The organism is Aestuarium sp. (genome assembly GCF_023253315.1).
GTDB classification, from domain to species: domain Bacteria; phylum Pseudomonadota; class Alphaproteobacteria; order Rhodobacterales; family Rhodobacteraceae; genus Marivivens; species Marivivens donghaensis.
On the sequence record NZ_JALRGW010000022.1, the window covers coordinates 16088 to 34815 of the forward strand.

Sequence of the window (18728 nt, forward strand, 5' to 3'; positions counted from 1 at the left end):
CCATGCTGGAGCTCATCTTCCACTCGACTGTGCGCGAGATTCGCAAAAGCCACCGCAACGCAATCGTCGGCCTGTTGATGAACATGGTGCAGGCGCTCGTTTTTGTTGGTGCGTTCTATGCGATGTTCCAACTTCTTGGCATGCGACGGAGCCAGATCCGTGGCGATTTCCTACTCTAAATTATGTCAGGCGTGTTTCTCTTCCTCACCCATACCAAGGCGATGGGCGCCGTTTTTGGGTCTGGCGGATCGACCTCAGCGATGCTCAAACACGCACCACTGAACTCATTAATACTGATCTCATCTGCGGCACTAGGCTCGCTCTACACACAGGTGCTCTCGCTCCTGACGATCCTGTATCTCTACCACGTGATCGGGAACCCGATTTCAATCGATAACCCCGTTGGTGCTATGTCCATGCTCCTCCTTGCTTGGTTCTCGGGCGTGGCAATCGGCGTGATTTTTCTGTCGGTCAAACCATGGCTCCCCGAATTCACAGGCATTGCACAACAGATCTATGCACGCATGAACATGATCGCATCGGGCAAGATGTTCGTCGCCAACGCAACGCCGAGCTACATTCTCGCCATGTTTGACTGGAACCCACTGTTCCATTGTATCGATCAGGAGCGCGGATTTGTTTTCGTGAACTACTACCCGCACCACAGCAATTACACTTACCCAATCGTCGTCAGTGTCATTTGCATCACAATCGGCCTCATGGCCGAATTCTTTACCCGCAAATATGCATCCGAAAGCTGGAGCGCCGCTCGGTAATCACGTCACCACCCGCAAGGTGACATTAATCCGACCACCGTTGGTCAAGAGCGTCGATGTGTTCGGCTTCACCCGGTCAATGCCGTGAAACAAAAGACGCGAAGGCCCTCCGAGGACACAGACATCGCCGCTTTCCAACCAGATACTCTCGGTCGAGCCACCGCGTGTTTCGTTTCCAATGCGGAACAATGCAGAGTCTCCCAAAGAAATCGAAACCACGGGAGCGCCGAAATCCTTTTCATCCCGATCCTGATGCAAACCCATTTTTGCTGTTGAGGAATAGTAGTTGATCAGACAACTTTCAGGACTTCGCTCTGATCGAGAGACCGCATTCCAAACGGCAAGAACCGATTGAGGAATCTCAGGCCACGCGACACCTGAGGGGTGCTGCTGTTCGTAGCGATAACCCTTTGCGTCTGACACCCAACCGAATCGACCTGCGGATGTCATCTTTACACTCATCGACTGCCCGCTTGCCGTTTTCGGCGTAAAGAACGGAGCCACTTGGGCAACCACGCGCAAATCATCAACCATCGCGGACTGCTCGGCTTTCGATAATAGCCCATTGAACACATTCACACCCCGAACAGTCAGGGTTGGCTCTGGTTGATCCTGCATATCTTCGTTGCCCAAGTTGTTTTTTACCATCTTTGCGGCCCTGCCCCCGTTGCAGGCAGCAATTGTCAACCTTATATACCCGTTGATCCACGGTTCGGACCACTTTCCGAGCCAGATTTAACTCCAGATGGTTCAGGTGCCGTTCACCGGGCCTGGGCAGCTCAAACCGCCTAAGAAGAGGGATTTGAAAAATGGGAAAAGTCATTGGTATTGACCTTGGTACCACGAACTCCTGCGTAGCCATCCTTGATGGTTCCAAACCGCGCGTCATCGAAAACGCTGAAGGCGCACGTACCACTCCGTCGATCGTCGGTTTCACCGAAGACGAGCGCCTTGTTGGTCAGCCGGCAAAACGCCAGGCCGTTACCAACCCTGACAACACTGTATTCGCTGTTAAGCGTCTTATCGGTCGTCGCACCACCGACGCTGAAGTCGAAAAAGACAAGAAGCTCGTCCCCTACGCAATTGTAGACGGCGGCAACGGCGACGCATGGGTTGAAATTCGTGGCGAGAAATATTCGCCGAGCCAAGTTTCGGCTTTCATCCTGCAAAAGATGAAAGAAACCGCTGAGTCCTACCTAGGCGAAGAAGTGACTCAAGCAGTTATCACCGTTCCGGCATACTTTAACGACGCTCAGCGTCAGGCAACCAAAGACGCCGGCAAAATCGCTGGCCTCGAAGTTCTGCGTATCATCAACGAACCGACCGCTGCGGCACTCGCCTACGGTCTGGACAAAGATGAAACCAAAACCATCGCTGTATATGACCTTGGCGGCGGTACATTCGACGTAACCATCCTCGAAATCGACGATGGTCTGTTCGAAGTAAAATCGACCAACGGCGACACCTTCCTCGGCGGTGAAGACTTTGACATGCGCATCGTCAACTACCTCGCTGACGAGTTCAAGAAAGAGCACGGCGTTGACCTGACCTCTGACAAAATGGCTCTGCAGCGTCTGAAAGAAGCCGCTGAAAAAGCCAAAATCGAACTGTCGTCGTCGCAGCAAACCGAAATCAACCAGCCGTTCATCTCGATGGGTTCGAACGGTCAGCCGTTGCACATGGTCATGAAACTGACCCGCGCAAAGCTGGAAAGCCTCGTTGCTGACCTGATCAAGAACTCGATCAAACCGTGTCAGGCTGCTCTTAAGGACGCTGGTCTCACCACTTCCGACATCGACGAAGTCGTTCTGGTCGGTGGTATGACCCGCATGCCGAAAGTTATCGAAGAAGTAACCAAATTCTTCGGTAAAGAGCCGCACAAGGGTGTGAACCCGGACGAAGTTGTTGCGATGGGCGCTGCTATTCAGGCAGGCGTTCTGCAGGGCGACCTGAAGGACCTCGTTCTTCTGGACGTAACCCCGCTGTCGCTGGGCATCGAAACGTTGGGTGGCGTGTTCACCCGTCTGATCGACCGCAACACCACGATCCCGACCAAAAAATCCCAAGTCTTCTCAACCGCAGAAGACAACCAGAACGCTGTGACCATTCGTGTGTTCCAGGGTGAACGCGAGATGGCTGCCGACAACAAAATGCTCGGTCAGTTCAACCTCGAAAACATCCCGCCAGCACCGCGCGGCATGCCGCAGATCGAAGTGACCTTCGACATCGACGCAAACGGTATCGTATCCGTTGGCGCGAAAGACAAAGGCACAGGTAAAGAACAGCAGATTACAATTCAGGCCTCTGGCGGTCTGTCGGACGAAGACATCGAAAAGATGGTCAAGGACGCAGAAGAAAACGCAGAAGCCGATAAGAAGCGTAAAGAGTTGGTCGAAGCGAAAAACCAGGCTGAAAGCCTCGTTCACGCAACCGAGAAATCGATCGAAGAGCACGGCGACAAGGTTGACCCGTCGACCATCGAAGCGATCGAACTGGCAGTCGCTGCCCTCAAGGACGAACTTGAAGGTGACGACGCTGGCAAGATCAAGTCGGGCATCCAGAACGTAACCGAAGCGTCCATGCGCCTTGGTGAAGCCATCTACAAAGCATCCCAAGACGGTGGCGACTCTGACGCTGCTGACAACGATGGTGCAGATGACGATATCCTCGACGCTGACTTCGAGGACCTTGGCGAAGACAAGCGCGGCTAATCATAGCCCTGCTGTGAATAGGCCGGCCCAGACTGATTGGGCCGGTTTGTTCCTTTCCCAAAGGGGGAACGCATGTCAAAACGCGATTATTACGAAGTTTTAGGTGTATCCAAAGGCGCGACCGCGGAAGAGCTGAAAAAGGCCTACCGTACGAAAGCCAAAGAACTGCACCCAGACCGTAACTCTGACAATCCGGACGCAGAATCCCAGTTCAAAGAAGTGAACGAGGCCTATGACGTCCTGAAAGACGCCAACAAAAAGGCAGCCTATGACCGTTATGGCCATGCTGCGTTTGATGGCGGCATGGGTGGCGGACCACGTGGTGGTCAAGGGCACGGCGACTTTGCCTCTGCCTTCTCGGATGTTTTCGACGATCTGTTTGGCGACTTCATGGGTGGTGGCCGTCAAGGCGGTGGCCGTTCGCGCGCTCAACGCGGCAACGACCTGCGCTACAACCTGCGCATCACGCTCGAAGAAGCCTTTGGCGGTCTGCAAAAGACCATCAACATTCCAGCATCGAGCCAGTGTGGTTCGTGTAACGGAACGGGCGCCGAAGGCGGCAGCGAACCCATCACCTGTCCAACCTGTTCGGGCATGGGTAAAGTGCGCGCTCAACAGGGCTTCTTTACCGTCGAACGGACCTGTCCGACCTGTAACGGCATGGGCCAGACAATCAAGAACCCGTGCAAATCCTGCCACGGTGCAGGCCGCGTCGAAAAAGAAAAAGCACTGTCGGTCAACATCCCGGCAGGCGTTGAAACTGGCACTCGCATCCGCCTCGCTGGCGAAGGCGAAGCCGGTCTACGCGGTGGCCCATCGGGCGACCTGTATATCTTTATCGAAGTGGCAGAGCACGAGCTCTTTGAACGCGAAGGAACATCCTTGTTCTGCCGCGTTCCAGTATCGATGGTTGATGCAGCACTGGGCGGCGAAGTTGAGGTGCCAACAATCGAAGGTGGCCGTAGCCGCGTGAAGATCCCTGAAGGCAGCCAATCTGGTCGCCAGATGCGTCTTCGCGGTAAAGGTATGCCCGCTCTGCGTGGTGGCTCAACTGGCGATATGCTGATTGAGCTGGTTGTCGAGACACCTGTGAAACTGACGTCCAAGCAAAAAGAACTCCTCCACGAGTTCCAAGAGCTCAGCACTGAAAACAACCCGCATTCGTCGAAGTTCTTTTCGGCGGTCAAAGGGTTCTGGGACTCGATGAAAGGCTAATCCAGCCATCATCCCAACGATCAAAGGGCGGCCATCACGGTCGCCCTTTTTCGTTTACTCGGCCTTAATCTGTCATCGGCAATGCTCGCAGTATGACCCAGTCCCCGCACATGGCCGAAGCGCCACTCCCGTTTTTCGACCTCAATGATGAGGTTGTTTTGCCTATTCAGGCAAAAGGCCAGCCATCCTACATCAAAGATCACCGCACCCGCCTACGGGAACGGTTCATGACGGGTGGCGCAGAAGCCCTCCCCGATTACGAAATGCTAGAACTCGTGCTGTTTCGCGCCATTCCGCGTCAGGATGTGAAACCACTGGCGCATGCGCTTTTGGATAAATTCGGGGATTTCGGTCGTGTGATCACCGCGCCAACTGCTACTCTTAAAGGGATCAAAGGCGTCGGTGATGCGGTCGTCGTTGAACTCAAGATCATCGAGGCCGCCGCGCAACGGCTCGCACGGTCAAAGATCATGCAACGTCAGGTGATAAGCAGTTGGAATGAGGTTCTCGACTACTGCCACACGGTCATGGCGCATCGGGAAACAGAACAATTCCGCATCCTGTTTCTCGACCGAAAGAACGTCCTGATTGCCGATGAAGAACAGTCCAAAGGCACGGTCGATCATGTGCCCGTCTACCCAAGAGAAGTCGTCAAACGGTCCCTTGAATTGAATGCCTCCGCTTTGATCCTCGTTCATAATCATCCGTCTGGCGATCCGACCCCGTCAGAAGCTGACATAACCATCACGCATCAAATCGAGCAGGCGTTAACCGTCATGGGGATCACGCTGCATGATCATCTGATCATTGGAAAATCTCGGGAACGCAGTGTCCGCGCCGAGGGTCTGATCTAGTCACCGACCCAAAGTTCTACACGGCGATTCATGCGGCGACCCCACTCTGTTTCATCGCAGCCCATCGGCAGGGCCTCACCGAATCCGTTCGCCGAAATGCGCACCCCATCAGGAACGTCGCCACCCAGTGCTGCTGTAAGTTCTGCCAACACCGCATCGGCCCTAGTCTGAGAGAGGTTCTTGTTGATGCTCGCGGCCCCAGTTCCATCGCTAAAACCCGCAAGGGCCAGACGGCGACCGTCAAACTGGCCATCGCGTATCGCTTGGGCGAGGAACAATAGATGCGATTCAGAAACAGGTGTCAGCGTGGTCGCGCCCTCAGCAAATCGGAAGGTTGTCGACAAACGGGCTTGCCCATCCAACGTGCGCAACATTTCTTGAAGCTCGGTCAATGAAACTTCACTACCCGCCTGCAAAATAGCGTTTGCAAGCCGCTCGCCTTGCTCATCCCAGCCAATCGGCACTACACCTTGGTCCACAAAACCAGCTCTCCGTATGACGGCTTGCGCCTCGTTGCTACGCAGCCAAGCCAGAAATTCCGCAGCCTGCGGTGCGATACGGTATTCAGGTAGATAAAGGTAAAGCGGCATCGTCAGTGGATAATCACCCGTCTTCAACGAGGTCCTACGAGGGATAGACCTCAACCCACAGACATCCTGCAAAATCATCGGCGCCGCTTTGCCAAAAGCCCCCATCGGCACAACACCGATAGCCAGTGGGTCTTCGGCCACGAGGTTGGTCATTTCGGGCCCGACATTTATGCGGATGGCTTCTTCGACCGCATCCGTGTCACCCAAAACCATGGATTGGAACCCGTGCGCTTGATCAGAGTTTTCAGCGGCCAAGACAGGGTGGACTACCCCATCTTCCCCCTTGAGGTCGGACCAGTTTGTAACGTCGCCACTGAACACAGACGACAGAGCATCCAGAGAAATGGATTTGACGGGTTGGAGCGGGGATACAACGGGCACCAAAGCATCGAGCGCCAATATGCGTGCCCGACCATTCGCGTTAAGCGCCCCTAAACCCGCAGCCATTGATGCCGCGTTTTCTGCTGCCGTCGCGGGACGCGCAGACATGACCACATCGGCTGTTCCATTGCGCTGCATTTCAAAACCAACCGAACTCTCGTTCAACGCAAAATAGACCTCCAGTTCGGGCGCACCGAGAGGGCCGATCTGATATTGCAGCGCACTTTCGCCTTCGAGCGCCGAGATATTCAGGTTCCGTTGCCGTCCATATGCCTCGACCAACGCAGGAAGAAGGACCTCGCCAATGCGGGGCGATCCTGCGAACCGAAGTTCGGCCGCTCCGTTGGGTGCAGGGCACCGCAATCCCTCGCAAATCACACCTGCGTAGGCGACCGTCACAACGCCGTATTCGGTCCGCAGGCGCATGTAGTCGCCATCAAAGCTCAAGACATCGCCACTAATCGCGAGCCCGCCCTCTGTCCGCAGATTAACGGGTTCAGCAGTGGCAATGTCACACGCAAAGAGCGCGGCCAAAGCAGCCGCGCCAATGCGTTTTAAATTTGGGACCTTACAACTTATACGCGTCATTTCGCGGCGAGTGTTAAGTCCGTGAACATATTTTTCAACACAAGAAAGTCTCCAACTGCATCGCAGTCTGGCATAGTGACTTGTAGGTCAACAGCTTCGGCGTCGTGCTCTGGCCCAATCTGGATACTTTGGGCTGCAACTTCACGCCCACAGTTGCGGATCGTGATAGACGCTTCAACACTAAGTTCGATCGCTCCGCCGGACGCAGAATGAGCTGTTGGGTAGGTATAGACCTCGGCGATCAGGGGTTCAGGCAATTCGTCATTGCCCAATCGAACAAGGAAACCCTGCCCATTCGCTGCAGCGCTTGGCGACCGTGGTGCATCCGCCCAGACGTGACCGTCCGACCCAAACTCCGCACCGAACTCAAAGGCGTGGATACCGACCGCTGAGTTGCCTTGCCATTGCAGAACAGCGCGATCCAATTCCGCGACATCAGGAACAATCACGCTCGCTACCGCGCCCATCCCGTCGTCAAAAGCCGCAATGAATACGGCGTTATCGGTAAGAGCTGGAACTTCGGCCGCAAACTGGCCGTCCTCATCGGTTGCGACAGAGAACATCATGCCCTGATGGTGCACAGTGAACCGCGCCTGGGGATAGCACGACGCGTCTACCGTCAGATTCACCATGCCGAAAGCGCTCGCCTCCGCTGCCATTTCGGGCACACAGTCGACGTTTAACGCGATCTCATCGGCGGGGTCGGAAATTGGCTCGTCTGGAACCGTCGCAGCGACAAGGATCGGCACAATGTCAGTCACGACAGGATCAATGCTGGCGGGCACCTTCAATTCTGTGACCTGAACCTCAGGCGCGACCATGAATGGGCCAGCGTCTTCGGGTAGGGCAACATCACGAAGCGCCACGGATGGCTCAACTAAAACGGTGCTTTGGACGGGTGCTGGCATCGCCTCAACATCAGTCGAACGTTCAGCAAACGCGTTGCCGTTTTGCATAACAAAACCAACGGCAAGAGCAGCCGAAAACGTGACGCCAGCAGTCATCATTTTTCTAGAGCGGGACAATTCACCCTCCACCAACACTTAAATTCAGTTTTCAACCTAAGGGTGGAAGATGGTGTTAGCTGGACCTGACTGGGGAAAGTTCTGGGCTGAATTGGGGCGTAATTGGTCATTGGATAGAAAAAGGCCGGCGTCATTGCTGACACCGGCCCCTAATTTCAACAGTCGCTATAGCTCAGAACTTGCCGTGGCAATATTTGAACTTCTCGCCCGAACCACAGGGGCACGGATCGTTGCGCGACGGATCACCCCAAGTCGTTGGGTCATTCTCGTCAAAACCAGGTTTTGCGTTCGCTGCTGGATGCTTTGGCTGTTCTGCCGCTGCCTGCGCCTGACGCTGCTGTTCAACCATTTGACGCAGCATCTGTTCTTGCTGCTCTTTGGACATCGGCTGAATGCGCGAAAGTTTCTGGGTCACGTCCTCACGCAAACCATCCAAGAGGCTTTCGAACAATTGGAAGGCTTCGGTTTTGTATTCGTTGAGCGGGTCACGCTGCGCATAACCACGGAAACCAACAACCGACCGAAGGTGTTCGAGCGTCAACAAGTGTTCACGCCATTTACCGTCGATGGTTTGAAGCAGGATCTGCTTTTCGATCTGGCGCATAGTCTCGGCACCAAAGGCTTCGGCTTTTTCAGCCATAAGCGCATCGGTCGCCTCATAGAGACGGTCGCGGATATCGCTGTCGTCCACGCCCTCTTCAGACGCCCATTCAACGACAGGCACGTCAACACCCAGCTTGTCGACACATGCAGCCTTAAGACCTTCAGCATCCCACTGATCCGCATAGGAGCGCGCAGGAATGAACTGGTCGACCAGATCGTCGACAACGTCCTGACGCATATCACCAACAATCTCGGACAGGTCCGCCGCTTCCATGATTTCGCGGCGCTGCTTAAAGATCACCTTACGCTGATCGTTCATCACGTCATCGAACTTCAACAGCTGCTTACGAATGTCAAAGTTGCGGCCTTCGACCTTAGCCTGCGCACGTTCGAGCGATTTGTTCACCCACGGGTGAATGATCGCTTCGCCCTCTTTCATACCGAGGCCAGAGAGGACTTTCTCTAGACGCTCGGACCCAAAGATACGCATCAGGTCATCGTCAAGCGACAGGAAGAACACCGAACGACCTGGGTCACCCTGACGGCCCGAACGGCCGCGCAGTTGGTTATCGATACGACGGGATTCGTGACGTTCGGTTGCCAGAACGAACAGACCACCAGCCTGCTTAACCGCCTCTTCGTCACCCTTGTGCGCTTCTTCGATCTGCGCACGGATGGCTTCGGGGTCGGCCTCAGGGTTCGCGGCAATCGCCTCGAGAACTTTGTGCTCAACGTTACCACCGAGCTTAATGTCAGTACCACGGCCCGCCATGTTCGTCGCAATCGTCACAGCGCCGAGCTTACCAGCCTCTGCAACGATCTGCGCTTCTTGCTCGTGCTGACGCGCGTTCAGAACGTTGTGCGGGATTTTTGCAGCGGTCAGAAGCTGGGACAGGAATTCCGATTTTTCAATCGAGGTCGTACCGACAAGGATCGGCTGGCCTTTTTCATGGGCGATACCGATCTCTTTGACGATAGCATCAAATTTTTCCTGAGCCGAACGGTAAACCTGATCATGTTCATCTTTGCGCGCAATCGGACGGTTGGTCGGAACTTCGACAACGCCGAGACGGTAGATTTCCATGAACTCGTCGGCTTCGGTCATCGCCGTACCCGTCATGCCGCCCAGTTTTTCATACAGGCGGAAGTAGTTCTGGAATGTCACCGACGCGAGGGTCACGTTCTCGGGCTGGATCGCGCAGTTCTCTTTGGCTTCGATCGCTTGGTGCAGACCGTCCGACAGACGACGGCCCGCCATCATACGGCCTGTGAATTCGTCGATCAGCACAACGTTGCCGTCACGAACGATGTAGTCTTTGTCCTTGGTGAACAGCTTGTGAGCACGGAGGCCTTGGTTCACGTGGTGAACAATGGTGGTGCTTTCCGGATCGTAGAGCGACTGGTCGGCAGGCAGGATACCTGCGGTCCGAAGACGTTCTTCGAGGAATTCGTTGCCCTCATCGGTAAAGGTCACCTGACGGGACTTTTCATCGATGGTGTAGTGCGATTCAGCCAGCTCTGGGATCAAAGCGTCGATGGCTTTGTACAACTCCGAACGGTCTTGCGCTGGACCAGAAATGATCAGCGGGGTCCGCGCTTCGTCGATAAGGATCGAGTCGACCTCGTCCACGATCGCGAAGTAATGCTGACGCTGCATCATTTGGCTCAGTTCGGACTTCATGTTGTCACGAAGATAATCGAAACCAAGTTCGTTGTTGGTCGTGTAGGTGATGTCGCAGGCATAAGCCGCGCGCTTTTCGTCTTCGGGCTGCTGAGGAACCACAACGCCTGTTGTCAGACCCAAAGCACCGTAAACTTTGCTCATCCATTCCGCGTCACGACGTGCGAGGTAATCGTTCACCGTCACAACGTGAACGCCTTTGCCCGTGAGCGCATTCAGATAGGCCGCGAAGGTCGCCATGAGCGTTTTACCTTCACCGGTCTTCATCTCGGAAATGTTACCTTGGTGCAGGAAAATCCCGCCCATCAACTGCACATCAAAGGCCCGCAGACCCAATGCACGCTTTGCGGCTTCGCGACAGTTCGCAAAGGCCTCGGGCAGCAGCGAGTCGAGTGATTCACCACCCTCGATGCGTCCCTTAAATTCGTTGGACTTCTCGATCAGCTGTTCATCTGTCAGCTTCTCGAATTCGGGCTCCAGCGCGTTGATCTTTGCGATGATCGGCTTGGTTGCCTTGATCTTGCGGTCGTTCGCGGTGCCAAACACCTTTTTGGCCAGCGTTCCGAATCCCAGCATGTTCTCTCCGCGCCCTCAATTTGGGGCCTAATGACGTCGTTATGATGAGGAGGTTGCTTGTCGCTCACAGCAGCAACGCCTAAACAGGTGACAAGACGGTCCCTCAATGCCTCTTCGGGATGTAAGGGGAGGGCCATAAAGTGTCAACGCTGCGGGGCTTTCGCAGCCGAATTGGGAAAGATTTGATGAAGAAATTCGCTACATTCGCAGCAGTAAGTGCCCTCGCCCTCTTTGCGGCCACTGCACAGGCTGAGGAAGCGACCGGAAATACCGTCGTCGCGACTGTAAACGGCACCGATATCACACTGTCGCACATGATCATCACCATGGCGCAACTGCCCGCCCAATATCAACAACTCCCGCCCGAAGTTCTCTGGGACGGTATCCTCGAACAACTGATCCAACAACAGTTGCTCGCCGATGAAATGACTGATCTGCCTGCGCGCGCCCAATACGCGATCGAAAACGAAACCCGTTCGATCAAAGCGGGCGAGCGCATCTCTGTTCTGTCCGAAGCTGCAGTCACCGAAGAGGCTCTTCAGGCTGCCTATGACGCGCAATTCGCTGACGCAGAGCCGACACCTGAATACAACGCGTCACACATCCTCTTGGCCACCCAAGAAGAAGCGCTCGCCGCGAAAGCTCGCGTTGATGCAGGCGAAGACTTCGCAACCGTTGCTACCGAACTTTCGACAGGTCCATCTGGCCCGAACGGTGGCCAGCTCGGCTGGTTCGGCCCAGGCATGATGGTAGAGCCCTTCGAACAAGCCGTCGTCGCTATGGAAGTCGGCACTGTATCTGAACCCGTTGAGACTCAATTCGGCTGGCACATCATCAAACTGAACGAAACACGCGATCAGGCAAACCCGACCCTCGACGATATGCGAGACGAACTCGCCGCTAAAATCCAAGAGGAAATGATCACCACCTATCTGGCTCAGATCACCTCTGATTCTGACATTACACGCATCGAAGCTGGCTCGATCGATCCAGCCGCTCTCACCAACCTCGACCTGCTGGAGCAGTAAAACTATGCCCGTCTCGCCTCTTGCCCCTGCGGCATTCCCCGACCTTCCGGTCATTGATGGCGTCCGTTTTGCATCGGCTATGGCTGGTGTGAAATACAACAACCGCACCGATGTGATGCTGGCCGAATTGGTCGAAGGCAGCACCGTTGCAGGCGTTTTCACACGGTCGGCCACACGGTCGGCGAACGTTTTGGACTGTCAGGCCAAAAACGGGAAAACACAGGCGGGACGGGCCGCCATCATCGTGAACTCGGGCAACTCGAACGCCTTCACAGGCGCTCGTGGTGTTGAAGCTGTGACCGCCCTCTGCGCTGGCGTTGCGGAACAGACTGGTATCGAAGCTGATCGCATCTTTACCTCGTCAACTGGCGTGATTGGCGAACCCCTACCCTACGACCGTATCACCGCGAAAATTGGCGAGCTATCCGCGAACCTCAACGCGGGCGGCATCGAAGGCGCTGCAAAGGCAATCATGACCACTGACACCTTCCCGAAAGGGTCCGCGGCTGAAATCACCGTGAACGGTAAGACGGTCAAGATTGCAGGCATCGCCAAAGGTTCAGGCATGATCGCGCCTGACATGGCCACCATGCTCGTCTACATCTTTACAGATGCGAAAATCGGCTACGACGCTCTGCAGGGTGTCCTGTCGAAACTCACCGACAAAACCTTCAACTGCATCACCGTCGACAGCGATACATCGACTTCTGACACGCTCCTCATCGGTGCAACGGGCGCATCTGGCGTGGATGTCACCGGCAATGCTGACTTTGAGGCCGCGCTTCACAAGGTAATGCTCGACCTGTCTCATCAAGTGATCCGCGACGGCGAAGGCGCAACGAAATTCGTTGAGATCCAAGTTACAGGCGCAGCCAACGACGCAGACGCAAAACGCGTCGGCCTTTCAGTCGCGAACTCTCCGTTGGTTAAAACCGCGATTGCTGGCGAAGATGCCAACTGGGGTCGTATCGTTGCCGCTGTCGGTAAATCTGGTGCCGAAGCCGACCGTGATCGTCTCTCCATTCGGTTTGGCGACATCACCGTAGCTGAAAACGGATGGCGCGCGCCAAATTATTCCGAAGCGGACGCAAGCGCTTACATGAAAAATGCTGAACTGATCATCGGTGTTGATCTCGGCATCGGGACTGGCGCGTCAACGGTTTGGACCTGTGACCTGACCTACGAATACATCCGGATCAACGCGGACTATCGCTCGTGACGAAGAAAATCATCCTTGTTTCCGCAGTCGCGCTCATCGATGTCGATGGGCGCGTTCTGCTTGCGCAACGTCCCGAGGGAAAGTCACTCGCGGGTCTGTGGGAATTTCCAGGCGGCAAGGTTGAAGTCGGCGAAACGCCGGAGGCCGCACTGGTCCGCGAACTCCACGAAGAACTCGGTATCGAAACGTGGAATTCCTGCCTCGCGCCGCTGACGTTTGCGTCGTACAGCTACGACGATTTCCACCTTCTGATGCCGTTGTTTGCGTGCCGGCGCTGGAATGGCACACCACAGCCCAAAGAGGGCCAAAAGCTGGCTTGGGTCCGCAAGGAACATCTGAACGATTTCACGATGCCCCCTGCCGACATTCCGCTCATCCCAATTCTACGCGACTGGCTCTAAAATCATCCTTTGGGATAGCTATTTTTAACAGCCACCCATCAGGTAGCTTTAACTCTAGGCGACAACCTGAGGTGTTAGAAATGTACCGTACAATTATTATCGGCAGCAGTGTGTCCTTGCAGGGCAAGTTTCTGCGCGACGCGGATAACGGCAACGTTGTAATCAGCGTCGGCAACCGCACTTACGTTGGGCGTCCAGCAAACGTTGCGGCCTAAGATCGGAACCTTTTCCGACATGACAAAGAAAAAGGGACGGTCCTCTCTGGACCGTCCCTTTTCTTTTGTGCGAAACGCGGCCTGATTACAGGCTGCGCTCGATTTCTTCACGTTCAAAGATCTCGATAACGTCACCTGGACGGATATCGTCATAGTTCTCGAACGCCATACCGCATTCCTGACCGGACTGAACCTCGGCCACTTCATCTTTGAAGCGCTTGAGGGTCTTGAGCGTACCTTCGTGGATAACAACGTTATCACGCAGCAGGCGCACACCAGCCGAACGACGGGCCACGCCTTCGGTGACCAGACAGCCAGCAACTTTGCCGACGTTGGAAACCTTGAACACCTCTTTGATGTTCGCGTAGCCGATGAAGTTCTCGCGGATTTCTGCGGACAGAAGGCCAGATGCAGCAGCTTTGATGTCGTCAACGAGGTCATAGATGACCGAGTAGTAACGAATTTCAACGCCCTTCTGGTTCGCGGAGTTACGTGCCGGTGCGTTCGCACGAACGTTAAAGCCGATAACCGGGGTGCCCGATGCTTCTGCAAGACCAACATCGGTCTCGGTGATCGCACCAACGCCGTAGTGAATAACGCGAACGCGGACTTCGTCGTTGCCAACTTTTTCCAGCGCTTGAACGATAGCTTCAGCAGAACCTTGAACGTCAGCTTTAACAACAACTGGCAGCTCAGAAACGTTCTCGTCTTCTTTCGCTTTCGCCATCAGCTGTTCGAGGGTGGTCGCTGCACCTGCCGCTGCGCGTTTTTCTTTCGCAGCATGAGCACGGTATTCAGCGATCTCACGCGCCTGCGCTTCGGTTTCGGTCACGTTCAGAACGTCACCTGCTTCCGGAGTGCCGTTGAGGCCAAGAACCTCAACAGGAACAGACGGACCAGCCTCGTCAACACGCTCACCTTGGTCGTTGATCAGCGCGCGGACTTTACCCCACTGCTCACCCACAACGAAGATATCGCCACGTTTCAGAGTACCGTTCTGAACCAGAACAGTTGCAACCGGACCACGACCCACATCGAGCTGAGCTTCGATCACAGCGCCCTGAGCAGCGCGGTTCGGGTTCGCTTTGAGTTCGAGGATTTCCGCCTGAAGCGCAATTGCTTCGAGGAGGCTGTCGAGACCCATGCCAGTTTTGGCCGAAACTTCAACGTCCTGAACGTCGCCAGACATCTTCTCGACCACGATTTCGTGCATCAAGAGGTCAGTACGGACCTTATCAGGGTTTGCTGATGGTTTATCGCACTTGTTGATCGCAACGATCATCGGAACTTTCGCCGCTTTAGCGTGAGCGATTGCTTCGATGGTCTGCGGCATCACGGCGTCGTCAGCCGCAACAACGAGAACAACAATGTCCGTTACCTGAGCACCACGAGCACGCATCGACGTAAACGCCGCGTGGCCCGGAGTGTCAAGGAACGACAGAACAGCGCCAGAGTCGGTGGTTACCTGATACGCACCGATGTGCTGGGTGATGCCGCCAGCTTCGCCAGATACAACGTTCGCCTTGCGGATCGCGTCGAGAAGCGAGGTCTTACCGTGGTCAACGTGGCCCATGATGGTGATGACCGGCGGACGCGGTTTCAGGTCTTCAGCTTTGTCCTGAACCTGCTCAATCGCTTGTTCAACGTCAGCATCCGACACACGCTGTACGCGGTGGCCGAACTCTTCGATGATCAGTTCCGCGGTATCAGCATCAATCGTCTGGTTCTGTGTCGCCATGATGCCGTTCTGCATTAGAGCTTTCACAACATCAGCCACACGTTCGGCCATACGGTTCGCAAGTTCTGCAACGGTGATCGCTTCAGGAAGCTGGACGTCACGCACGATTTTCTCGCGCTGCATTTGTCCACCCATCGCTTTTTGACGGGCTTTCTCTTGCTTACGCTTCATCGCCGCCATCGAGCGGTGACGACCGTCACCACCTGCCAGCGCATCATTCAGCGACAACTTGCCAGAACGGCGACCACCATCACGCGACGCCACTTTGGCTTTCGCGTTTTTCGCGTCATCACGGGCGTCGTCACGTTGACGATCAACCTTGCGCGGGCCAGCGCCCACGGAACGACCAGAGCGGTCATCCTCACCACCTGCAGGCGCAGCAGCGGCAGCAGGTGCCGGCGCAGCAGCGGCAGCTTTCTTTACTTCAGCAGCACGCGCGGCTTCTTCAGCTTCACGCTTTTTGCGCTCTTCTTCTTCCGCTTTCGCACGGAGAGCTTCTTCGCGCTCGCGCTCTTCGCGTTCTTTTGCTTCGATTTCGGCACGACGACGATCACGCTCTTCTTCGCGTGCTTTGTCTTCGGCCTCACGCCTTGCGGCATCTTCGGCTTCGCGGGCTTTCGCTACCGCGAGTGCCTTCATACGGCGTTCCAGTTCGGCATCAGAAATACCGGCTGGACGCTTGGAGGGGTCACCTACAGTTGGTCGTGTAGTGCCGCCTGGTTTGGCTGCACCTGGCTTGGGAACCACAACGCGTTTGCGCTTGGTCTCAACCACGACGTTCTTGGTGCGTCCGTGGCTGAAGCTCTGCTTCACATTTCCCGAACCGCCACGCAGACCAAGAGGTTTTTTTCCGTCGTTATCGCTCATCTAGCTACTTTTTCCTTTCCGGTGGCCGAATTGCCGCCGTCAGTTATACGCATGCTTTTCAGCTTTGCGGCTTCCTCTACAACACGGTCGCTGAGTCCGCCATAAGCGAGCGCGCCATGTATCACACTTTGACGCCCGAAAGCCAAACCCAATTCATCAGCCGTGAGGCAGTCGAAATATCGGGCGCCTTCCGGCGTCCAGAGTTTGGTTTTTCCGCGCGCGGATCCATCGCTGGCCTGCAAGAGAACGCGAACACGTTCCCCGCCTGCCAACCAGTCCTTAACTTTCTCAAAGCCCCCGATGGCATAGCCGCCCTTTCGAGCCAGTGCGATCAAATCAGTCACACGGCGCACAAGTTGACGCTCTACGTCATCGGCGAGCCCTTCAGGCACCGTCACCGGAGCCTTTGCAGATCGCGAAAAATGACCCTTTCCAGCCTGTTCCAGAGCACTGCGAGTGGCTGAAACCCACATGCCCCGACCGGGAAGTTTCTCCATCACATCAGGATAGACCTGATTATCAGGACCAACCACAAAGCGGATCAACCCAGACACAGGCTGAACTTCGCCAGTGACGATGCACTTGCGTTCAGTTTCCATATCCCGATTTTTATGTTGTCCGCCACGGGTCATTCTCAAGAACTCCGAGGATTACTCCTCAGCCCCCTCTTCAATCTCATCTTCTGCGTCCGCTTCGAGCTCTTCAGGGTCAACCCAGCCAAGCATGACGCGAGCGGTCATGATCATGTCCTGAGCTTCTTCGAGGCTCACGTCGAACTTCTCGAGGACGCCATCGTCCTTGACGCGTTCGCCGTCCACAGTGGTCCAGCCGCCAGCCAATTCCCAGTCCGCGCAGGTCGCGAAATCTTCGAGCGATTTCACGCCGTCTTCGGCAAGGGCTTCGATCATTTGCGGTGTCAGACCTTCGAATTCAACGAGGCTGTCTTCGACGCCCAACTCACGTGCACGTTCCATCGCTTTGCGGTTCTGGGCTTCCAGAACGTCGCGAGCGCGTGCCTGCAATTCGTTTGCAGTGTCGTCATCAACGCCGTCGATCACGAGCAGTTCGTCAACGTCAACGTAGGCAACTTCTTCGAGGTTGGTGAAGCCTTCTGAAACCAGCAACTGAGCAAAGAATTCGTCGAGATCGAGGTTTTCCATGAACAACTTGGTGCGCACTTCGAACTCGGCCTGACGACGCTTGGATTCTTCTTCCTCGGTCATGATGTCGATGTCGAGACCCGTCAGCTGAGACGCCAGACGCACGTTCTGACCACGGCGACCAATCGCGAGAGACAGCTGTTCTTCAGGAACAACGACTTCGATTTTGCCAGCTTCTTCGTCCAGAACCACTTTCGACACTTCTGCCGGCTGCAGCGCGTTCACGAGGAAGGTTGGTGTATCTTCATTCCACGGAATGATGTCGATTTTCTCGCCTTGAAGCTCGTTCACAACGGCCTGAACACGGCTACCGCGCATACCGACGCAAGCGCCAACCGGATCGATCGAGTTATCGAACGAGATAACAGCGATCTTAGCGCGCGAACCAGGGTCACGAGCAACCGCTTTGATCTCGATGATGCCTTCGTAGATTTCCGGCACTTCCATTTTGAAGAGCTCAGCCATGAACTCAGGAGCGGTACGCGAAAGGAAGATCTGCGGGCCACGAGGTTCACGACGAACGTCTTTAACGTATGCTCGAATACGGTCACCTGGGCGGTATGCTTCGCGGCCGATTTTTTCGTTGCGACGCAGAACAGCTTCACCAGCACCTACGTCAACGATGACGTTGCCGTATTCTTCACGCTTAACGGATCCGTTGATGATGGTGCCTGCGCGGTCTTTGAATTCTTCGTACTGCTTGTCACGCTCAGCTTCGCGGACTTTCTGAAGGATAACCTGCTTAGCGGACTGAGCAGCAATACGGCCCAGTTCAACCGGCGGGACTTCCTCAGAGAATTCGTCACCAATTTGCGGGTCAGCCATATATTGCTTCGCCTGATCGACGGTGAACTCAGCCTGATAGTTCTCAAGATCTTCGTCAGCAACAACGGTACGGACACGGGTAAAGGTTGCTTTACCAGTTTTGCGGTCGATCGACACGCGAATGTCCATTTCCGAGCCGTAACGCGATTTCGCTGCACGAGCGAGCGACTCTTCCATCGCTTCGACGACCAGGTTCGGGTCGATCATTTTCTCGCGGGCTACGGCTTCGGCTGTTTGCAGCAGCTCAAGCTGGTTGGCAGAGGTAATTGCCATGT

Annotated in this window: 16 protein-coding genes; 9 read left to right on the forward strand and 7 right to left on the reverse strand. The window is 55.3% G+C overall.

Annotation, left to right across the window (positions count from 1 at the left end):
• Window positions 1-2 precede the first annotated feature (2 nt).
• Window positions 3-179, forward strand: coding sequence for a hypothetical protein (locus AC1QQ2_RS11055; RefSeq protein WP_479713178.1), 177 nt, complete (start codon window positions 3-5; stop codon window positions 177-179).
• A 3-nt stretch (window positions 180-182) separates the two neighbouring features.
• Window positions 183-776, forward strand: a complete 594-nt coding sequence (locus AC1QQ2_RS11060) for an ABC transporter permease (protein ID WP_479713179.1) — start codon at window positions 183-185, stop codon at window positions 774-776.
• Here AC1QQ2_RS11060 and AC1QQ2_RS11065 read toward each other — a convergent pair whose 3' ends face one another.
• A complete protein-coding gene (locus AC1QQ2_RS11065) occupies window positions 777-1424 on the reverse strand; it encodes an alpha-ketoglutarate-dependent dioxygenase AlkB (RefSeq protein ID WP_479713180.1) in 648 nt (215 codons plus the stop codon).
• 161 nt (window positions 1425-1585) lie between these two features.
• Between AC1QQ2_RS11065 and dnaK the strand changes: the two genes are divergently transcribed.
• The 3 genes from dnaK (at window position 1586) to radC (ending at window position 5556) form a co-directional block, all read left to right on the forward strand.
• Window positions 1586-3487, forward strand: coding sequence for a molecular chaperone DnaK (dnaK, locus tag AC1QQ2_RS11070; RefSeq protein ID WP_479713181.1), 1902 nt, complete (start codon window positions 1586-1588; stop codon window positions 3485-3487).
• A 72-nt stretch (window positions 3488-3559) separates the two neighbouring features.
• Complete coding sequence (gene dnaJ / locus AC1QQ2_RS11075) at window positions 3560-4702, forward strand: molecular chaperone DnaJ (protein ID WP_249946627.1); 1143 nt, start codon at window positions 3560-3562, stop codon at window positions 4700-4702.
• 92 nt (window positions 4703-4794) lie between these two features.
• Window positions 4795-5556: a RadC family protein gene (radC, locus tag AC1QQ2_RS11080; protein WP_479713182.1), complete on the forward strand. Its 762-nt coding sequence runs from the start codon at window positions 4795-4797 to the stop codon at window positions 5554-5556.
• Here radC and AC1QQ2_RS11085 read toward each other — a convergent pair.
• The 3 genes from AC1QQ2_RS11085 to secA all read right to left on the reverse strand — a co-directional run bounded on the left by AC1QQ2_RS11085 (window position 5553) and on the right by secA (window position 11000).
• Window positions 5553-7061, reverse strand: coding sequence for a phosphate ABC transporter substrate-binding/OmpA family protein (locus tag AC1QQ2_RS11085; RefSeq protein WP_479713183.1), 1509 nt, complete (start codon window positions 7059-7061; stop codon window positions 5553-5555). The genes radC and AC1QQ2_RS11085 overlap by 4 nt on opposite strands.
• Before the next feature lie 50 nt (window positions 7062-7111).
• Window positions 7112-8140, reverse strand: a complete 1029-nt coding sequence (locus AC1QQ2_RS11090) for a hypothetical protein (RefSeq protein WP_479713184.1) — start codon at window positions 8138-8140, stop codon at window positions 7112-7114.
• Window positions 8141-8312: 172 nt separating this feature from the next.
• The gene (gene secA, locus AC1QQ2_RS11095) at window positions 8313-11000 is read right to left on the reverse strand and encodes a preprotein translocase subunit SecA (protein WP_479713185.1); all 2688 of its coding nucleotides are present in this window, start codon (window positions 10998-11000) and stop codon (window positions 8313-8315) included.
• 185 nt (window positions 11001-11185) lie between these two features.
• Here secA and AC1QQ2_RS11100 point away from each other — a divergent pair, with 185 nt between their 5' ends.
• The 4 genes from AC1QQ2_RS11100 to AC1QQ2_RS11115 all read left to right on the forward strand — a co-directional run bounded on the left by AC1QQ2_RS11100 (window position 11186) and on the right by AC1QQ2_RS11115 (window position 13863).
• Window positions 11186-12028 (forward strand): peptidylprolyl isomerase, encoded by an 843-nt coding sequence (locus AC1QQ2_RS11100; protein ID WP_479713186.1) that lies wholly within the window; start codon window positions 11186-11188, stop codon window positions 12026-12028.
• A 4-nt stretch (window positions 12029-12032) separates the two neighbouring features.
• Entirely contained in the window at window positions 12033-13247 is a 1215-nt protein-coding gene (gene argJ / locus AC1QQ2_RS11105) for a bifunctional glutamate N-acetyltransferase/amino-acid acetyltransferase ArgJ (RefSeq protein ID WP_479713187.1), read from the forward strand.
• Window positions 13244-13648 (forward strand): 8-oxo-dGTP diphosphatase MutT, encoded by a 405-nt coding sequence (gene mutT / locus AC1QQ2_RS11110; RefSeq protein WP_479713188.1) that lies wholly within the window; start codon window positions 13244-13246, stop codon window positions 13646-13648. Before argJ ends, mutT begins: the two co-directional genes overlap by 4 nt.
• A gap of 80 nt (window positions 13649-13728) precedes the next feature.
• Window positions 13729-13863 carry a hypothetical protein gene (locus AC1QQ2_RS11115; protein WP_292251242.1) on the forward strand — a complete coding sequence of 45 codons (135 nt, stop codon included), beginning with the start codon at window positions 13729-13731 and terminating at the stop codon, window positions 13861-13863.
• Window positions 13864-13948: 85 nt separating this feature from the next.
• On the opposite strand, the gene infB is transcribed toward AC1QQ2_RS11115, so the two are convergent.
• Genes infB through nusA form a run of 3 tightly spaced genes read right to left on the reverse strand, consistent with a single transcriptional unit; the run spans window position 13949 to window position 18726 of the window.
• Window positions 13949-16468, reverse strand: a complete 2520-nt coding sequence (gene infB / locus AC1QQ2_RS11120) for a translation initiation factor IF-2 (RefSeq protein WP_105236161.1) — start codon at window positions 16466-16468, stop codon at window positions 13949-13951.
• Window positions 16465-17100 carry an RNA-binding protein gene (locus AC1QQ2_RS11125; protein WP_067552522.1) on the reverse strand — a complete coding sequence of 212 codons (636 nt, stop codon included), beginning with the start codon at window positions 17098-17100 and terminating at the stop codon, window positions 16465-16467. Before AC1QQ2_RS11125 ends, infB begins: the two co-directional genes overlap by 4 nt.
• Before the next feature lie 18 nt (window positions 17101-17118).
• Complete coding sequence (nusA, locus tag AC1QQ2_RS11130) at window positions 17119-18726, reverse strand: transcription termination factor NusA (RefSeq protein WP_249946620.1); 1608 nt, start codon at window positions 18724-18726, stop codon at window positions 17119-17121.
• Between the last annotated feature and the right edge of the window lie 2 nt (window positions 18727-18728).